At 48.8% G+C, this 18738-nt stretch carries 12 protein-coding genes and 1 pseudogene; 9 read left to right on the top strand and 4 right to left on the bottom strand.

Going from position 1 to position 18738, the window contains the following annotated elements:
• The first annotated feature begins 32 nt into the window (after positions 1-32).
• Positions 33-848 (top strand): bifunctional DNA-formamidopyrimidine glycosylase/DNA-(apurinic or apyrimidinic site) lyase, encoded by an 816-nt coding sequence (gene mutM, locus ACP158_RS15130; protein ID WP_424946934.1) that lies wholly within the window; start codon positions 33-35, stop codon positions 846-848.
• 129 nt (positions 849-977) lie between these two features.
• Positions 978-2039 (top strand): hypothetical protein, encoded by a 1062-nt coding sequence (locus tag ACP158_RS15125; RefSeq protein ID WP_424946933.1) that lies wholly within the window; start codon positions 978-980, stop codon positions 2037-2039.
• 702 nt (positions 2040-2741) lie between these two features.
• On the opposite strand, the pseudogene ACP158_RS15120 reads toward ACP158_RS15125, so the two are convergent.
• Positions 2742-3974 (bottom strand): annotated as a pseudogene (locus tag ACP158_RS15120) (DEAD/DEAH box helicase); the annotation flags it as partial.
• A gap of 135 nt (positions 3975-4109) precedes the next feature.
• On the opposite strand from ACP158_RS15120, the gene trxA reads away from it, so the two are divergent.
• The 4 genes from trxA (at position 4110) to pbfA (ending at position 8513) form a co-directional block, all read left to right on the top strand.
• Positions 4110-4436 (top strand): thioredoxin TrxA, encoded by a 327-nt coding sequence (gene trxA / locus ACP158_RS15115; protein ID WP_424946932.1) that lies wholly within the window; start codon positions 4110-4112, stop codon positions 4434-4436.
• Positions 4437-4800: 364 nt separating this feature from the next.
• Positions 4801-6057: a transcription termination factor Rho gene (gene rho, locus ACP158_RS15110; RefSeq protein WP_424948483.1), complete on the top strand. Its 1257-nt coding sequence runs from the start codon at positions 4801-4803 to the stop codon at positions 6055-6057.
• 107 nt (positions 6058-6164) lie between these two features.
• Positions 6165-7064: a formate dehydrogenase accessory sulfurtransferase FdhD gene (locus ACP158_RS15105; protein WP_424946931.1), complete on the top strand. Its 900-nt coding sequence runs from the start codon at positions 6165-6167 to the stop codon at positions 7062-7064.
• 96 nt (positions 7065-7160) lie between these two features.
• The gene (gene pbfA, locus ACP158_RS15100) at positions 7161-8513 is read left to right on the top strand and encodes a (R)-1-hydroxy-2-aminoethylphosphonate ammonia-lyase (RefSeq protein WP_424946930.1); all 1353 of its coding nucleotides are present in this window, start codon (positions 7161-7163) and stop codon (positions 8511-8513) included.
• 193 nt (positions 8514-8706) lie between these two features.
• Here the strand turns inward: pbfA and ACP158_RS15095 are convergent, their stop codons facing one another.
• From ACP158_RS15095 to ACP158_RS15085, 3 genes are all read right to left on the bottom strand, one after another.
• Positions 8707-9489 carry a TdeIII family type II restriction endonuclease gene (locus ACP158_RS15095; protein ID WP_424946929.1) on the bottom strand — a complete coding sequence of 261 codons (783 nt, stop codon included), beginning with the start codon at positions 9487-9489 and terminating at the stop codon, positions 8707-8709.
• Positions 9490-9491: 2 nt separating this feature from the next.
• On the bottom strand, positions 9492-11069 hold the full coding sequence (locus ACP158_RS15090; protein WP_424946928.1) for a DNA methyltransferase: 1578 nt from the start codon (positions 11067-11069) through the stop codon (positions 9492-9494).
• A 341-nt stretch (positions 11070-11410) separates the two neighbouring features.
• Entirely contained in the window at positions 11411-12814 is a 1404-nt protein-coding gene (locus tag ACP158_RS15085) for an FAD-binding oxidoreductase (protein WP_424946927.1), read from the bottom strand.
• Between the two features lie 191 nt (positions 12815-13005).
• Between ACP158_RS15085 and ACP158_RS15080 the strand changes: the two genes are divergently transcribed.
• From ACP158_RS15080 to ACP158_RS15070, 3 genes are all read left to right on the top strand, one after another.
• Positions 13006-13551, top strand: a complete 546-nt coding sequence (locus ACP158_RS15080) for a DUF192 domain-containing protein (protein WP_424946926.1) — start codon at positions 13006-13008, stop codon at positions 13549-13551.
• A gap of 85 nt (positions 13552-13636) precedes the next feature.
• On the top strand, positions 13637-15763 hold the full coding sequence (locus ACP158_RS15075) for an alpha/beta hydrolase family protein (RefSeq protein ID WP_424946925.1): 2127 nt from the start codon (positions 13637-13639) through the stop codon (positions 15761-15763).
• Between the two features lie 98 nt (positions 15764-15861).
• The gene (locus ACP158_RS15070; protein ID WP_424946924.1) at positions 15862-18264 is read left to right on the top strand and encodes an acyl-CoA dehydrogenase; all 2403 of its coding nucleotides are present in this window, start codon (positions 15862-15864) and stop codon (positions 18262-18264) included.
• Positions 18265-18738 lie beyond the last annotated feature (474 nt).

The raw sequence follows: 18738 nt of genomic DNA, 5'->3' as shown, positions 1-18738 counted from the left end.
AATAAAATGCCTGAACAACATGCCTGAACAACATGCCTGAACTTCCGGAAGTGGAAACCACCATGAATGGTATTCGTCCGTATCTCGAGAGGCAGACCATTGATCAACTAATCGTGCGCGAACGGCGGCTGAGATGGCCAATTCCGGCCGGTTTGGAAAAATCTGTCAACGGCAAAAAGGTGACAAAAATCGAGCGCAAGGGCAAGTATATCCTTATTCATTTCGGTACAGGCGGGTTAATCATTCATCTCGGGATGTCGGGTTCCATCCGAATCTTGCGCGCACCCGAACAGCCGGGCAAGCACGATCACTTTGATCTGATTAACAAATCCGGGCAGATAGTGCGCTACCATGATCCACGAAAATTTGGCTGCTTGTTATATTGTTCATCAAGTTTATACGATCACCCACGATTACAGGCGTTAGGCGTAGAACCGTTAACCCAGGATTTCAATGGGAGGTGGCTTTATGCGCTTTCGAAGAAAAAGACGATTCCGGTAAAGACATTGATAATGGATGGGAGAATCGTCGCCGGCGTCGGCAATATTTATGCCAGTGAAGCCTTGTTCGATGCCGGAATTCATCCGTTGTGCAGATGTTTCAGAATTTCGTTAGCGCGCTATGCCCGGTTAGTGGAATCCATTCAAAAAATACTGCAGCAGGCAATCGCAAAGGGAGGCACAACGCTGCAGGATTTTGTCGGCGCAGACGGCAAGCCCGGATATTTTGAACAATCACTCGCTGTTTATGGGCGGGAAGGCCAAAGTTGTATACGATGTCGGTCGTTGATTAAAAGAGTGGTGATTTCCCAGCGATCGACGTTCTATTGTCGGCAATGCCAAAAGTAGCCGCCAGAGCTGATTTAAGTGGAAAAAACAAACTCAAACACATATAATCAAACACAAGCAAGATGTTTGTCGCTTTAGGTATGATAGACATGAAATTCATGCTATTATTAAATAAACAGGCATATTCAAATGAGAGCTGAATTAGAGACTGCATCGCCAGCCCGCGGAAATTTCGGGGCAATGTCATCGGTTTCCCTTGCTTCCATGGCGATGGTGGTGTTCATGTTTGGGGCTTCACTAACGAGTGCCTACGCTGAGGATTCGGTGGCTATAGAGGGCTTGGGGTTTAACGCAATGCCTGACGATAGTTTATTGTCGCCTGATTTTAATCAACCCCATTTTAATCAGTCTCATTTTAATCAATCTCAGGGGTTCAAGGTGAACAGAATAAGCGCGTCCTGGGAAACCGAAGCGGGCAAGCTCACCGTAGGCAATGACTGGGCAAGTTTTCAAGATCTTTTGAGTATAAACAAGGGATTTGAGTCAGTGAATGTTAGTGCCAAAAATCGTACCGTGGTGAGTCAAATAAAATGGCTGTCGCCAAACGGTTTTTCCATCTCCCTGGAGGATTCTCCCAGAACATCGTTATATTCAACCGACAGCGGGTTTTCAAACAGCAGGTCTTCAAACAGTAATGAAAGCAATGCTTCGCCCAGCCTGGTTTTATCTTGGCAAGGCGGGCCGGGAGGTGCGGCGGGCGTGTACCGAGTTACTGCTGCGGGTAAAAAATTCGAGGTGCCCGCGAGTGATGAAAATGTAGACCGTGACGACATCTTGGGCTGGGGATTAAATCTGGAGGGAGGCTGGCGGATGGGCGATTTATTTGCCGCGCTTTCGGTAACCTTTGGCAAGGGAATCGATAGTTACACACTGCAAAGATTGGGAAATGATCTTGTGGTCGCCCCAAATTATCTTGATGAATTGGGCAGTTCCCTGAGCATCCAGCCGAGCCTGTACTATCGCTTGAACAACAATTCGAATTTTCATGTTTCTCTCGGACACTACGCTGCGGAAGGCTCGTTTAATAATTCAGGAATTGATACTCTGGATACCATCAACATGGGCTATAGCTGGAGCCCGTGGCCGAGCACAAAATTTGGTGTTGAAATCGTTGACCAGGACACGGATGGTCGAAATGGGTTGGTTGAAGAGTCCACTCAAGTCAAATTCGATGCCCAAAAGAGATTCTAGCGCACGCCCTAAGAATCATCCTGATCGTCTCAATCTTCCCGACCGAAGCGGGTGCCGTTAAAACGGCTGTGTTCGGTGAGGCGACGTTAACAACGAACAAAATGCGCATGGCTCGGTTCCGCTCCCCCCGGCCGTCATTGTCGGGCTTGACCTGATAATCCAGTAAGACATGGGCCAGTAAGACATGGGCGAAGTCAGGTTTGTAAATCGCCGCGCTTGAAGCCACTCGACCAAGGGCCGATCAAGAGCCAACAAAATCGAGAATTAAATCAGTCAACCCACCACGGGGATTTCTCCAAATCGTCTGCTAAATCGGTTTTTTGGCAATGCCGGAGCCGGCGGGGTTTTTTCATCGGTTTGTGGATGCGCTTTTTCCGGAATTTCTATCTCCGCCATTGATTTGTTATCGGGCATCGGCGGCGCATTCCGCTTTCTGCCTGGAGGCTGAGCATCTTGGGTTGAGGCGTCACGATCTCCACTGGGCCGGCCTCCACTGGGCCGATCTCCACTGAATTGATTCGGGTCGCGTTCATTCACTGCAGATTGATCTGCGATGCTTGGCGCTGCTTCAAGTTCGCGTGGGTCATCTTTAGCGGGGCTTGCACTGCGTTTATTGTCATGGCCATGATCATTTAGTGCGGATGTATCGCTATGGCTGATTTTTCGATCCTTGGGTTTATGGGAGGATTTATCCTTTGAGAAATTTTTGCCCCTGTTTTCCCCCTTGGTTTTTCCCAAGTATTGTCCCGCCGCTTTTTCTATGGGCATCAGCAACGCCGGGTCAATTTCCTTTTTCGGGATGGCGTGACCGATAAAAGATTCGATTTCCATGATGGAATAAGCGTATTTCTCGCAGATAAAACTGATGGCTTCACCGCTGTGCCCGGCGCGGGCTGTACGGCCAATACGGTGGATATAATCCTCCGCATCCTGCGGCAGGTCGTAATTGAACACTTGACTTACCGCCGGGATGTGCAAGCCGCGCGCCGCCACATCGGTGGCAACCAGCACTTGATATTTTCCGTTTTTGAATCGTTCCAGCAGGCTTTCGCGTTTGCGTTGCGGCACATCTCCCGATAATGCCGCGGTGCTTACTTTATTCGCGGACAATGTTCGGGATAGTTTATCCGCGGCATACCGAGTATTGACGAAAACCAGCACCCGATCAGGCTGGTCGCGATGCAGCAAATTGATTAATAATGTGGATTTTTCTTCGTCTGCTGGATAGTAGGAATACTCGTCGATCTTGTCGGCAATCCGGGTCTCGGCATTAATCTTGATTTCTTCGGGGTTATTCATGTGTTCGTAGGCTAACTCCATGACCCGGAACGACAGGGTTGCGGAGAACAACATATTCAGGCGCTCTTCCGGCTTCGGCATGCGCCGCAGCAAATACCGAATATCCTTGATGAAGCCGAGGTCGAACATTCGATCGGCCTCATCCAGAACCACTACCTGGACAAGTTTCAGGTCAAACAACTTTTGTTTATAAAAATCGATCAAGCGTCCTGGCGTTCCGATTAAAATATCCGCGCCTTTGGCGAGCATTTGTTTTTGATCATCATATCCAGTGCCGCCATAAACCAGGCCTAATTTAAGTTCTGTATGCTTCGCCAGGACTTCGGCGTCTTTGTAAATTTGGATGGCGAGCTCTCTGGTGGGTGCTAGAATTAATGCGCGTGTATTGGTCGGCCGTCTGGTCGCTGGGGCTGGCTTGGTCACCAGTTGTTGACAGCAGGCAAGCAGAAATGCGACGGTTTTTCCGGTGCCGGTTTGCGCCTGACCGGCGACGTCTTTTCCGGCCAAGGCGATGGGCAAACTGGTCGCCTGAATCGGTGTGCAATACTCAAATCCAGCGTCGGCGACGCCCTGTTTTAGGGCGTCGATCAAATCTAAATCGGTAAATCTTTGATCTGTAAGATGTTTTTTGGTCATTTTTATTAAACAAATTATTCCAAGTTATTCCAAGTTATTCCGGGCAGGTCATTTATTTTTGGTAAAATACTTGATTACTGGCAGCAGTGACTGCATATTTACCCTATTCAAAAATCAAGACAACTAAATCGGCTTATGTCAAATAATATTGTGCATGTGAGCGACCAATCGTTCGAAGAGGAAGTACTCAAAGCTGACGCTCCAGTGTTAATCGATTATTGGGCCGAATGGTGCGGGCCTTGTAAAATGATCGCGCCGATTCTCGAAGAACTTGCCGATGAGTATGGTGAAAGAATTAAAGTTGCCAAGCTCAATATTGATGATAACCCGGAAACGCCACCCAAATACGGAATTCGTGGCATCCCCACGTTGATGCTGTTTAAAAACGGCAACGTGGAAGCAACCAAAGTGGGCGCGGTTTCAAAATCCCAGTTAGCCGATTTTATTGACAGCAATATTTAATGAACAGCAATGTCGACAGCATCTAAATATTAGCCTGAATATCGACCTGAATCGACTAGTTCCCGAAAGTCCAACCTCAAAAGGTCAGTATTCAATGCGGTTTTTCGCTGTCCGGGCCGTGGTTCAGGCCTGATTCTTCAACCCGCGCAATACGTTAAAACAACTAAATTTCTTCAGCACCAACATAGACATCTGTGCAAAAGCACTATATGATACCTGAATAACACCTGAAATGCAGTCGTTCAGATTGCATTAAACAACAAAACACGCCATAAACCTTTTCTCCCGTATACAGTGTCAATGATGATGCTTGTGCGGAGTAGGCAATCCGCAGTTTACCAACCCATTCCTTATCCTCATGGCCATTAATCTTAGCGAACTAAAATCCACATCCCCGATCGATCTGGCTGAGCTGGCGCGCTCATTTAATCTCGACAACATCAGCCGAATGCGAAAGCAGGATCAGATTTTTTCTATCCTGAAAGCCCAGGCTAAACAAGGAGAAAAAATCGTCGGCGACGGCGTTGTGGAAATACTGCAGGATGGTTTTGGATTTCTCCGATCCGCCACATCATCTTATTTGGCGGGGCCTGATGATATTTATATGTCACCGAGTCAAATACGCCGATTTAGTTTAAGAACCGGTGATACGGTTTCCGGTCAAATTCGCCCGCCCAAAGACTCTGAGCGTTACTTCGCGCTGTTAAAAGTTGAAGAAATAAATTTTCAATCCCCGGAAGAGGCCAGGAATAAAATCCTGTTTGAAAATTTAACGCCGTTGCATCCTGATGAACGGATGCGTTTGGAACGGGCGAATGGCTCCGCAGAGGATCTTGCTGGCCGAGTCATCGATTTAATCGCGCCCATCGGAAAAGGCCAGCGAGGCTTGATTGTGTCTGCACCAAAAACCGGCAAGACGGTTATTTTGCAGCAAATTGCACAATCCATTACCACCTTGCACCCCGAAACCATCGTCATGGTGTTGTTGATTGACGAGCGACCGGAAGAAGTCACGGAGATGCAAAGAACCGTTCGCGGAGAAGTGATCTCGTCGACATTTGATGAGCCGGCCACACGCCACGTGCAAGTTGCGGAAATGGTTATCGAAAAAGCGAAAAGGCTGGTCGAGCATAAAAAAGATGTGGTCATCTTGTTGGATTCGATTACCCGGCTGGCGCGCGCCTATAACACCGTCGCGCCGGCATCGGGCAAGGTCTTGACCGGTGGCGTTGACGCCAATGCGTTGCAGCGACCGAAGCGGTTTTTCGGCGCGGCGCGTAATATCGAGGAAGGCGGAAGTTTGACGATTTTGGCGACCGCGCTCATTGATACCGGCTCGAAGATGGATGACATCATCTACGAAGAATTCAAGGGCACCGGCAACCTGGAAATCCATCTGGATCGCCGCATCGCAGAGAAACGAGTCTATCCGGCGATGGTGATTAATCGCTCGAGCACGCGACGAGAAGAATTGCTCACCGACCCGACCGAACTGCAGAAAATCTGGCTGCTGCGAAAATTGATCCATCCGATGGACGATTTACAAGCAGCCGAGTTTTTAATCGAAAAACTGAAAGCGACTAAAACCAACGAAGAATTTATCAAGTCTATGAATCGGTAATATGCGGAGAATATTTCGATGGGCAGGCTTTGGCGCGCCTTCTCCGTCCGTCATTGCCGAAAACTTATCGGGCAGTATAAAATGCCGCCGCAGGCTACGTTTTATCTATGAGACCAGACATTCAAACACTGCCGCCTGAACTCGAATCGGTCGATGCCGTAGCGCCGGCGGCTTTGGAAAAACTGCCGACAATGAGTGATGCTGGATTGGAATCCATCCACCGGGTACAGTCGCATAACCAGTTTGGCGACGAGCAGACCATCAACATCGTTGGCGAGTTGCCGCTGACCATTAAGGTGGACGGTCAGGAACTGGTGACTTTGATGACGCTGGGAACGCATCCGGAAAAACTGGCGCTCGGCTACTTGCGCAACCAGACCTTGTTTCAAAATCCCGCGGAGATCGAATCGGTCATGGTCGATTGGGATCGGGAAGTGGTTGAGGTCGCCACGGTTGCAGGCAAGGGCGTGCCAATCTTTGATGAATTAAAGCGAACCGTCACCACCGGTTGCGGGCAGGGGACTATTCTCAGTTGCACGCTGAACAAATTATATGACCATCGGTTGCCGCACATCAAAATCAGGCAGTCCGCTATCTACGCCGCGCTAAAAGCGGTGACCCAGTGCAATAAAATCTACCGCGCCGCGGGCTCGGTGCACGGCTGCGGACTATGCCAGGACGGCGAGGTGTTGATGTTCATCGAAGATGTCGGGCGGCACAACGCGATGGACACCATCTCCGGCGAAATGTGGCTAAAAGGAATGAACGGCCACGATAAAATTTTCTACTCCACCGGTCGTCTCACCTCGGAAATCGTGATGAAAGCCGCGCTCATGGGTATTCCAGTGCTGGTGTCGCGCAATGGCACCACCCACATGGGCTTTGAACTGGCTGAGGAGCTCGGCGTGATTTTGATCGCGCGCGCCAAAAGTCGCCAGTTCGTCGCGCTCAATGCTAACAATATGATATTTGACCAGCCACCGCCAAGGAATAAAAGGGTCGAGTGATTCATGCTGGTAACCCACTTGCTTGATTAATAAACACAGGTATATCGCAGCCAATCCTGAACTTTTGCAGCTAAAATTTTTGACCTGAAGCCGTCGATGCCTGAACCTATTCAACAACCGCCGAATCGCGCCGAAGGCGATATTAATCTGTCACCACGCCGCAAACGGTGGGCTGCCGAGCACATTGATAAACAGACCGCAGCCCTGCTGACACAAGATCAGCGTTATTTCCTTCATCAGTCGCTCTCCACACCTTGCCTGAATGCGATCAAGGGAAGCGAAGGCATTTATCTTGAAGATCTACAAGGTCGGAAAATCATGGATTTTCACGGCAACAGCGTCCATCAGGTCGGATATGGAAATCCACGGGTTATTGAAGCGATAATGCAGCAGCTGGAACAGTTGCCATTCTGCCCACGGCGCTACACCAATCAGGCTGCTGTCGACTTAGCGCGTCGATTGGTCGAGCTTGCCCCGCACGGATTGGGCAAGGTATTGTTCGCGCCGGGTGGGACGGCGGCAATGGGTATGGCGCTTAAATTGGCGCGCTATGCAACCAATCGCCATAAAACTATTTCCATGTGGGGTAGTTTTCATGGTGCGTCGCTGGATGCAATTTCCATTGGCGGCGAGGCACTGTTTCGAAAAGATGTCGGTCCGCTATTGCCGGGTGCGGAACATATTCCGCCGCCCACACAGGGCAAATGCTATTTTAATTGTACCGATGAAGCGCATACCGGCTGTACTGACTATCTCGACTATATACTTGAAATGCAGGGAGATGTGGCCGCAGTGATCGCCGAACCGATACGCTGGACCACGGTTGAGCTTCCGCCGAAAGGCTATTGGCTCAGGGTCAGGGAAATTTGTGACCGGCATGGCGCGTTATTGATTTTGGATGAGATTCCTTCGGCGTTGGGTCGAACCGGAAAAATGTTTGTTTGCGAGCACTTTGACGTGGCCCCGGATATGTTGGTGATCGGAAAAGGTTTGGGAGGCGGGGTCTTGCCGATGGCGGCGCTGCTCGCAAGGCGCGAGCTTGATATCGTTGGCGACCGCGCCCTTGGCCATTACACCCATGAAAAAAGCTCGGTGGGCTGTGCGGCCGCGCTGGCGACATTGGACTGTCTTTATGAAGATAACTTGATTCAGGCAGCCATCGACCTTGGAAAATATGCTTTGCAGAGATTGAAGGCGATGCAAGATCGTTACCCGTTAATCCATGAAATTCGAGGTCTGGGATTGTATTTCGGCGTAGAACTAAGACAACACGGCGAACCCGCGTGCGACCAGGCGGATACTGTTCTCTACCATTCGTTGTCGAATGGGCTAAGTTACAAGGTCGGCGGCGGTTGTGTGCTGACCTTATGTCCGCCGATGACCATTACCCGACAACAACTGGACACGGCTCTGGATATCCTCGAATCAGGCATACAGTCGGTATCCTAGCCCGTATAGTGCTAAATTTTTGCGCGTATGTATGAAGGAATCAATCACGTTCAGAATTATCTCAATTTTAACGCTACTCATATTCATTCAATTCTCTCATGCCGCAGAAATAATCAAAAAAAGAAATTGGTTGGATAAGAAAGAAGGCATAAAATAAATCCAGGTTGCACTTGGGGAGTTGAATTCGCCTTTTTTAATAAGAGTCTATCTTCTCTTCAGCTATTTGTTTGAATTTTTTATTCAATTGATCCTTAAACTCTTTCCCCACATTATCAAATGCTTGTAATAAATCAGGAAAAGTATTTTTACCACCGATAAAGTTCCAATATTCGTCTCCAACCAAGAAATCATGCGGCGGATTCATCATTCCAGATTCTGTAAAACGGTGATACGGTTTAGGATGATATGGATTATATGGAAATGCGAGAAATACATTTACAGGCATTCTTTTTCTAGCAACCCATTCTAATAATTTAGTTTTGCTTTTTTCAAAAACATCAATGTTTGGTTTTACTGTTTTAATCTCAAAATAATATTCTTTATCATTTTTTTTCATATAGAAATCAGCAATATTGCCAGATTTTTGAAATTTGCCTTGTTTTGTAGAAGAGTTTAATACTTCCTGAATTTCCGTATCTATTTCCGCGGTTCTAGTCCCATTCCTAAGGTTTGAGATAATATTTGATATGGTGGTTTTTTGAGCATTAGAAATTACCCCTCCCACTCCGTAATTTCTGAAGGCTTCATCAGCTGTTTCTGAAGCAAGTATCACAGACACATCTTCATAAACGCTCATGCCGAGAGTCGTAGATATAGAATGTATGAATGAATAAGCAGCGATTTTTTCATTGTCTTGAATCAATCTTGCTAAAAATGGCATTGCAGTGGTTTCTCTTCCATATTTTTCTAATTTATGTTCGATCTTTTTAGACAGAAGTTCTTCTATTTTTTGCTTTTGGGAATACGATAATGCCATTATTATTTTTCTTTCATGTGAAAAATGATTTCCGCATAGGCAGACCTGTCTTTTTCGACACGATTCAAAACAGGCCTTTTATATTCGTTTACAATTTTCATTTGCGCCAATTCTGCGATTTGTGGGTATAGTCCATATTTATCATTCGCCACCAGCAACACGTCGTAGTTTTGCTTGAAGGACTTTTTGCAATTTTTTAGGACATCGGAAATTCCTTCAATATAAGCTTTCCGTGCTTCTATGCCTTGCCCTTTGCATAAAGGACCAATTTCTAAATTATCATTTCTCTCAAAACCAAGTAAGTCGTAAGCATATGCATGTTGCTCATGGTAATCTATTAAACCAACATAGGGAGGGCTGGAAAAAATTCCATCTATTTTATTTTTTCCAGTCAACTTCCCAAAGTTAGGGTTTTTATTTTCTAACTCATTCACTATGTCGATTGTTCGGCTATTCCCCACCAAACATGTTTGAAAAGTATTAGTCCTCAAGCGGTCAAACTGTTGGATTCTTTTTATCGTGTCCTTTGTGTATCTTTCCCACCAACTTAGTATTGAAAATAATGGCTTGCATATCTTGCCGTGTTTTTTGCAATAATAAGCAACTGTCGTAGGCTCCTTCAATGTTCCTAAATCAGCATGCGTGGTTGCGCGGCATGACCGCATGGTGCGACTCAAAATTAAAGCAAGCATTTTTTTTGTTGCCTGATTTTCGACAGATTGTACTTGATTAAAAACAAAATTAATTTCATCCCTGACAACCTGCAAAAACCAAACATCTAAAAAAGATTCACTGCGGTTTTGTTTCAAGGAAATGTTGTATTTTCTTACAAGGTCAGTGTAGGTCTTTAGGAATTCTTCTGATTTTTGTTGACCATATATTTTTTCATCTATTTGTTTATTCCTAACCTTGTGTCTAAAATCTGGAGATGGGAAAAACTGAGTATTAAATATCTTTAATCGCTCTAACAAGTTCACTTCAAAGGCAATATTATTTCTTGTTCTTTGAAATTCAATAAGCGCTCGGGTTATTTCATCAGAGAGCTTACTAATGTGATGAATATCATATTGGCCAACTTTAGCATTGCTAATAAATGAATTAAATGCCGAAATATCAACTCCAATAGCATGTAAATTCAGTTCGCTTGCTTGTACCAGTGTTGTCCCGCTACCACAAAAAGGGTCCAACACGATACTGCCAGCCTTAAAAATGGCTTTATGCTTAAAATCGTCAGTGTGTTGATCTAAAAAGTATTCAACAAGCTGTGGGATGAACTTCCCTTTATACGGGTGGAGCCTATGCACATGCTTTGTTGTTTCAGATTCTTTGTATTCTGAAAAAGATAATTTCCAGTTCAAATCGTTTCCAAGTTGCTTTTTCCATAGTTTCTCTTTGGTGCCATGGTTAGCATTATAATATCTTTCCAAATCACGTTTGTTGACTAAAAGAGCACCGTTGTTTTCTATTTTTGGGATTCGGCCATATTGAATTAAGTATGTTATGTTTGACGGCGTGACGTTTTTACCTAATAGTTTGGATGCCCAGACGCTTGCATCTTTAACTGTCATCATATTTTGCATTTTTTGCTGTTCATCAGATTAAGCAAGCAGATTTTAATCTGCAATTGAATTTACTCATTAAAATAAACACTGTTGCCCGTAGGCAATAAAATAAACACTGTTGCCCGTAGGCAATAAAATAAACACGTTGCCCGTAGGCAATATTCATTTTCCGTATTTCCTTAGCCAAGTGCAGACTATATCATGTCATTCATGATTAGCAGCAGATATAGGATACCTCAATCCCCACATAGAAATCAGTAAAAGGTAAGCAGCCTGGCCGATTTATACGACCCCAACATAATCCGCCATCCATAAGAAAAGCCCATCAAGCACCAGGACAGCCGCTTAATTAATTACCCTTATCTCAGCATTTTTCCGGGATTTAATAATCCCTTTGGATCCAATAATTTTTTTATCTGTCGATAAAGCGCCATTTCGGTTGGGTCTTTATACTTGTCCATTTCATCCAGTTTGGAAATACCGATACCGTGTTCGGCGCTAAAAGAACCTTGGCAGTCATGCGTAATATCATGCAGCAAGGTGTTGATTGCTTTCCAGTTTTCGAGAAATTTTTCCTTATCCATATCTGCTGGCTGGGAAATATTGAAGTGAATATTACCGTCACCGAGATGTCCATAGGGGTAGGGCAGCGCGTTGGGCATAAACGCTTTAACTGCGCGGTATGCGTGCGCCATAAATTCCGACACTTTAGAAACCGGCACGGAAACATCATGCTTGATGCTGCCGCCAAGAAACTTCTGCGCTTCGACAATATCCTCGCGCAGCAAAATTAACCGCTGAGCCTGAGTGTGGTTTTGTGCAATTACCGCATCCTTAATCAGGCCATCCTCAAGGGCGGTTGCCAGCGCGCTTTCTATTTGATGCGCAAGCTGGGAATCTTGCTCGCTACTATGCGCCACCGCTAAAATATACCAGGGATGAGGTTTATCGAATGGATTGGCTTGGCCATGGATATGTTTTACCGCAGTTTCCACCGCGATTTGCGACATCAATTCGAATGTGGTTAAGCGATCGCTGCTGGCGCATTTCAACCGGCTGAGCAAAGCGACACCCGCATCGATGGATTCAAGCCCGATGAGCGCAACAATTTGTCCTTTGGGGTAAGGGAACAGTTTTAATACGGCCGCGGTGATGATGCCCAAGGTGCCTTCGCTGCCGATGAATAAATTTTTCAAGTCGTATCCGGTATTGTTTTTTCGCAATGCGTTAAGGCCATGAAAGATTTTGCCGTTCGCCAGCACCACTTCGATTCCAAGCACTAAATCACGGGCGTTGCCGTAATGCAATACATTAATGCCGCCGGCATTGGTTGCCAGATTGCCGCCGATTTGGCAACTCCCCTGAGACCCTAAACTTAATGGAAATAATCTGTCGTGCCGCTTTGCGGCTTCCTGAATATGCGCCAGAATACAGCCTGCCTGAACGGTCATGGTATAGTCCGCCGCATCCACCTTAATGATCTTGTTCAGACGCTTGAGATTCACGATCAGTTGATCTTTATTGGCGACGGCGCCGCCCATGGCGCCGGTATTTCCGCCTTGAGGCACCAGCGTTAGATTTTGTTGTCCGCAAAACCTGACGATGCCTGATACTTCTTCTGTCGTTTCAGGCAGCACAACGGCCAGGCAATCGCTGGCATATCGCCCGCGTTGCTCTTCGGTGTAAATTGTGGATTGCTGTTTATCGGTTATAATGTGCTGTTGACCGACAATACGTCCTAACCCCTCAATTACTTCGGTCATTTCGATAAAAAGATTGGTCAGCAAGCGGTGCAGATTCGCACTATTGTGCGTTCATTAATCGGCACCCATCGTTGGAAATTAAATTGCCTGTAATCTTACACCAAACAAATAATCCAGGAATGTTGGGCAGCCATTATTTCAAACCCGGCCTCGAGAAAAACGGCAATGAAAAACAGCAATGAAAAACAGCAATGAAAACCGCGATAAAAATTTCCGCCCTGCTCACCGTCATCGTCATTGGCATCGGCATCGCGGCTATTTTGTTATTTGTCATCAACGGGTCGGCGGCGTCCGCGCAATGCGAGAAGTCAATTGAACGCCTGTCGAAAATGCACGTCGAAGAAATATCCCTGCTTAACGATTCCGGAAAGATTATTAAACTTGAATCTCATATCGCCGATAACACCAGGGAGCGCGCCGCGGGTTATCAACATATATGCGAGCAGGTTATCGATAAAACCACGATCCTGTTCGTCTATTCGCAGCCCATTGATGGCCGATTTCATATGCAAAATGTCAAGGCGCCGTTGGACATCGGTTTTTTCGACGGCGCCGGAAAGTTAATCCGAACCCTGGTCATGGATACCTATGACGATGGCAATAAAAGACTTTATCATCCGGGTCAACAATTTCAATATGCCCTTGAGGCGCGCGTTGGATTTTTCAAGGAACATAAGTTGTCTGAGGGTAAAGCCCGACTCGTGGTGCATTCCGTGAACGACTCGCTCGGGCAGTGACCGAAAGCATCCGCAGATTACGCAGATAAAAAACTAATCATATTAAATCTGTGAACATCTGTGAGCATCTGCGGATAAGATGAATATGAGCGACCCGACTGTCGGCAAAAAGGAGATGCCCTATGGATTGTGGAACAGCGATGTCGCTATTGAATCGCTGATTGAGCAAGCATCGCCGCCCGCTTACCCGTTTAAAAACCAGGGCGCACTGTATTGGCTGGAAGCCCAGCCGCGGGAGGCCGGGCGCATCGCGCTGATGCGGGCGCATTCATCGTCCGCGTCGCCGATTTGCATTACCCCTGAGAATTTCAATATCCGAACCGCAGTGCATGAATATGGCGGCCGATGTTTTTGCGTCGTGGGTGACAGCATTATTTTTAATAATTATAAAGACGGCAATTTATATCGGCAGACGCTGCCGCCGCCTGAGCGATCACCTGAGTCAAACTCAGCGCCGCAACGACTGAGCCGTAACCCAGCGCCGCATCGTTGTTGTGGATATGCCGATTTGGTTGCGGTCGGCCGATTTTCTGCTCCTGCAAAATCGGCACTTCCACCCTCCATGGCGGTCGGCGGCGCATTCATCATCGGGATTATGGAGACCGCCGAGGATAATGGACCGCATTGCAACCGCATTGTCGCGCTACCGCTTGGCCTGGACTCCGACGGTCAAGTGATGGCATCCGAGCCCATCATTCTCGCGCAAGGCGCGGATTTCTATGCCAATCCGGTGGTGTCCGGCGATGGCAAAAAAATCGCCTGGTTTGAGTGGAGCCATCCCAACATGCCGTGGGATCAAAGTCGCCTAATGACCGCCGAACTCAAGATTGAAGGCAGTGCGATTTTCCTTGATGATACGAAGGTCATTGTCGATGAGCCAAATTGCGCGGTGTGCCAACTGGGGTTTTTGGATGACGACCGACTACTATTTGCGAGCGATAGCGATGCCTGCGATTATTGGAGCCTGTTTCAGTATCGGCACGGAAAAATCACGCGCCTGACAAATGGCAATGAAGAGTTCGGCGAGGCGCATTGGCTATTCGGGCAACGCCGATGGCAGCCGGTCGGCGACGGCAATATCATCGCGGTGGCGACTCGCGAGGATCACGATGCGCTGGTGAAAGTGGATAGCGACAGCGGCCGTTGCGCGGTGTTGCACGAGGGGTTTTCGGCATGCCGCCACTTGCAGATAGTTGATTCCGGCGAATTATTATTCATCGCGCACTATTCAAGCCGTGGCGCGGAAATGGTCAGTTTAAGCCTGCCGTCCGCCAGCATGGAGACGTTGCCGATCCGGTTGTCGGTCGCCGACCATGCAGGCCATAGCAAGAGTCACAGCGCACCGCGGCTGATCAAGTTTCCCATTTCAAAAAAGGGCGCAAAGACGGGCGCAAAGACCGGCGCGCCGCAGGACCTGGCTTATGGCTATTTCTATCCGCCCTGCAGCCTGAGGTATTGCGCCCCGAAAAACACATTGCCGCCGCTGATGATCGTTATCCACGGCGGTCCCACCAGCAGAGCGACCTCAGCGCATTCCAGTTTGAAACAATATTTTTGCTCGCTGGGATTCGCGCTGCTGGATATTAATCATCGCGGCAGCACTGGGCTGGGCCGAAAATACCGGCAATCGCTGCTGGGGAACTGGGGGGAATTCGACGCCGATGACATTGCCGCCGCCATTGATTTCGTCGGCGATAAAAAATGGATCGACAAAGAGTTGGTGTTCATTCGCGGCAGCAGCGCCGGCGGGTACGCGGTGCTGCGCGCGTTGACCCGATTCCCGCAGCGGTTCGCTGGCGGCGCCTGTTACTACGGCATCGGAAATTTAGCCGCATTAAGCCGCAGCACCCACAAATTTGAATCGCACTATACCGACCGACTGGTCGGCGAGAAATTTGATGCCGAAACATCCATGAATCCTGAAAGCCGGTTTGTGACCCGCTCGCCGGTTTTTCAGATGGATAAATTGTCCAGCCCGCTGATCTTGTTTCACGGCGCGCAAGACCAGATTGTTCCGCCCGGCTTGTCGCGCGAAGTGGCGGCGCTGCTGAAAACAAAAGGCATAAAACATCGTTACACGGAATACCCCGGGGAAGGGCATGGCTTTCGCCAAACTCAAACCAAGGCCGACGCATTACGCCAGGAGCGCGCGTTCTTTGCTGCAATAATCAGGCGCGCACAACCCAACGGCACGCAAGATGATGTTGAATAGGTTCGCCGCCGCCGTGCGCCATTGCCGCCTGGGCTGTCTATTCCACTGGCTAATATGCGATAATGACGCAAATTAACACGCGCTGTTAGAGGACATTCATGGTCACTATTTTAATTCTGTTGTTACTGGTCTTTGGGTTTGTATGGCTCAAGTTGCCGTTCAAGAACTGGCTGATTGCGTCATCGGGCGTGCTGTTGGCAACGATGATATTCGGCATCACCAATCTATTCTTGTCGCTGATATTCATTGTTATTTTCTCGGCGATGATGGGGTTGCTGTATTTCTTGCCCGCAGCCAGAAAGCAGTTTGTCAGCGCCCGACTATTCGGCATGGTCAAGCGGACGATGCCGCCGATCTCCCAGACCGAACGCGACGCCATCGACGCCGGAACGGTATGGTGGGACGCGGAATTATTTTCGGGCAAGCCAAACTGGGAAGTCCTGTTTGACGCCAAAACACCCGAACTCACCGAACCGGAGCAGGCGTTTATGGACGGGCCGGTTGAAGAGCTGTGCGCCATGACCGATGATTGGCAGATTACGCACGAGTTGAACGACCTGCCGGACGCCGTTTGGGACTTCATTAAAAATAATCATTTTTTCGGGCTTAATGCGGCAAAGGAATATGGCGGCTTGGCGTTTTCCGCGTATGCCCAGTCTTGCATCGTGCAAAAACTGGCGACTCGAAGCGGCAGCGTCGCCGTGACCGTGATGGTGCCGAATTCCCTCGGGCCCGCGGAGTTGTTGCTGCACTACGGCACCGACCAGCAGAAGGCATACTACTTGCCGCGTTTGGCGAACGGCGAGGAAGTGCCGTGTTTTGGGCTGACTAATCCCTGGGCTGGATCCGATGCCGTGGGCATGCCGGATTATGGCGTGGCTTGCAAGGGTAAATACAAAGGCAAGTCGGTGCTGGGGTTTCGGGTTAACTGGGAAAAACGATATATCACCCTCGGCCCGGTTGCAACCTTGTTGGGGCTGGCGTTCAAAGCCTACGACCCTGATCATTTATTGGGGCCCGACCATGAACTTGGCATCACCTGCGCGTTGGTGCCGACCGATGCCAAAGGCGTGTCCATTGGAAGACGGCATCTGCCGCTGAATGGGTCGTTCCAAAACGGCCCGAACTGGGGCAAGGAGGTGTTTATTCCGATGCAATGGATTATCGGCGGCCAGGAAAAAGTCGGGCAGGGCTGGCGCATGCTGATGGAGTCCCTGGCCGCGGGAAGGGGAATATCCTTGCCGGCGGCAGCCGCCGGCGCGGCCAAGGTGGCGGCGCGAACCAGCGGCGCCTATGCCCGAATTCGCGAACAATTTGGTATCGAGATCGGCAAGTTTGAAGGCATTGAAGAAGCGCTTGCGCGAATTGGCGGACTGACTTATTTGCTCGATAGCGGCAGGATGCTGATGACCACCGCTTTGTCATTGGGGCAAAAACCGGCAGTGATGTCGGCCATGGTCAAGCAGCAATGCACGGATTTATCGCGCAAGGTGGTGAATGATGCCATGGACTTGCATGGCGGCAAGGGAATCTGTATGGGCCCGGGAAACTATTTGGCGAGAATTTACCAACAAATTCCGATTGGAATTACCGTCGAAGGCGCCAATATTTTAACCCGCAGCCTGATCATATTCGGGCAGGGCGCGATGCGTTGCCATCCGTATTTACTGAAAGAGATTCAGGCGGCAGCCATGCAGGATGAGGTCGAGGGGCTTGATCAATTTGATCATGCCATGGTCAGTCATATCGAGCATATCTCGAGTAATAAAATGCGCTCCTTTGGTTATGGCCTAAGCCGTGGTTGGCTGGCGACAGGAACGGGGCGAGGCTTGATTAAAAAACATTCCCGCACCATCGAGCACTTGAGCGCGGCGTTTGCCTGGCTCGCCGACATCACCCTGTTTTCGTTAGCGGGGGAGTTGAAACGAAAGGAAATGTTGTCCGGAAGATTCGCCGATGTCATGAGCAACCTCTATTTGGCGTCCGCGGCCTTGAAACGATTCAAGGACAATGGCGAACCGGAAAACGAAGCGCCATTGGCAGACTGGGCCTGTCAATACGCTTTATATCAGGCGCAACAGGCGTTGGACGGCGTGTTGCGTAATTATCCCAATCGGATTTTTGGAAAACTGCTGAGAGTGGCTGTTTTCCCCGGCGGTCGGTATTTGCATATGCCGACCGATGCGCTGTCCCGCGCCGTGTCGGATGTGCTGCAAACGCCGGGCGCGGCGCGAGATCGACTCACCCAGAATATGTATATCTCAACCGACCCGGACGATATTATTGCGCAGCTTGAATCCGCATTTGAATTAATGGTGGAAACCAAGGAGTTGCGCAGGCGATTAAAAAAATCCGGGCAACAGCCGACTGAAACACAAAGCTACACCGATTGGCTGGCGCAACTGGTCGCGGAAAAAGTCATCACCAAAAAAGAATCATCGTTGCTCGGCAAGACGCGCGACCTCGTGCGCAAAGTGATTGATGTTGATGACTTTGATTGAAGAAAATCCCCTAACCCCGACATGGCAAACGAAAGCAGGAGTCAAGCCTCGATGGTATAATGGCTTGCAGGAATCATCACATTCCGCAATGGACGCATAAGCGCCACAAGGGCGATATGCCGATGATTGGCCTGCCGCCCACACTGGCCAAGCGGCAGCGGTTGATTTTCGCCCAGGCAGCACAGTTCCGGCCCAGCGGAGCCAGAGTTAATCGTTTGCGCATGATGCGGCAAGCTATCCCTCGCGCATCATTGCACATGCGGCCAGCGACAAATCGGTGGCGCGATTCGCGCAAGGATGAGCGCGAGCCTCAGGCCGGATGTCCTCGATGCGCCGGAGGCCGACTGGAGCACGCGCTGTATGCGATCACAGCGTTTAAGCCCATTCATCCACCGCCTGATTAACGTTGGAAAAACCGCATGACAACAGATGTCATGGCTGATGGCGGTTGTCATTCACGCATCCGAATAATGA

Origin of the sequence: Candidatus Spongiihabitans sp. (assembly GCF_965247905.1) — a bacterium.
Classification (GTDB): domain Bacteria; phylum Pseudomonadota; class Gammaproteobacteria; order Arenicellales; family Poriferihabitantaceae; genus Spongiihabitans.
Note: the sequence above shows the minus strand (reverse complement) of the source record. Positions and strands in the feature narration are given on the sequence as shown.

Excerpts from the sequence above, each read along its gene's own strand:
- mutM (WP_424946934.1), top strand. The coding sequence starts at position 33 with ATGCCTGAACTTCCGGAAGTGGAAACCACCATGAATGGTATTCGTCCG.
- ACP158_RS15125 (WP_424946933.1), top strand. The coding sequence starts at position 978 with ATGAGAGCTGAATTAGAGACTGCATCGCCAGCCCGCGGAAATTTCGGG.
- trxA (WP_424946932.1), top strand. The coding sequence starts at position 4,110 with ATGTCAAATAATATTGTGCATGTGAGCGACCAATCGTTCGAAGAGGAA.
- ACP158_RS15105 (WP_424946931.1), top strand. The coding sequence starts at position 6,165 with ATGAGACCAGACATTCAAACACTGCCGCCTGAACTCGAATCGGTCGAT.
- pbfA (WP_424946930.1), top strand. The coding sequence starts at position 7,161 with ATGCCTGAACCTATTCAACAACCGCCGAATCGCGCCGAAGGCGATATT.
- ACP158_RS15095 (WP_424946929.1), bottom strand. The coding sequence starts at position 9,489 with ATGGCATTATCGTATTCCCAAAAGCAAAAAATAGAAGAACTTCTGTCT.
- ACP158_RS15090 (WP_424946928.1), bottom strand. The coding sequence starts at position 11,069 with ATGCAAAATATGATGACAGTTAAAGATGCAAGCGTCTGGGCATCCAAA.
- ACP158_RS15085 (WP_424946927.1), bottom strand. The coding sequence starts at position 12,814 with ATGACCGAAGTAATTGAGGGGTTAGGACGTATTGTCGGTCAACAGCAC.
- ACP158_RS15080 (WP_424946926.1), top strand. The coding sequence starts at position 13,006 with ATGAAAACCGCGATAAAAATTTCCGCCCTGCTCACCGTCATCGTCATT.
- ACP158_RS15075 (WP_424946925.1), top strand. The coding sequence starts at position 13,637 with ATGAGCGACCCGACTGTCGGCAAAAAGGAGATGCCCTATGGATTGTGG.
- ACP158_RS15070 (WP_424946924.1), top strand. The coding sequence starts at position 15,862 with ATGGTCACTATTTTAATTCTGTTGTTACTGGTCTTTGGGTTTGTATGG.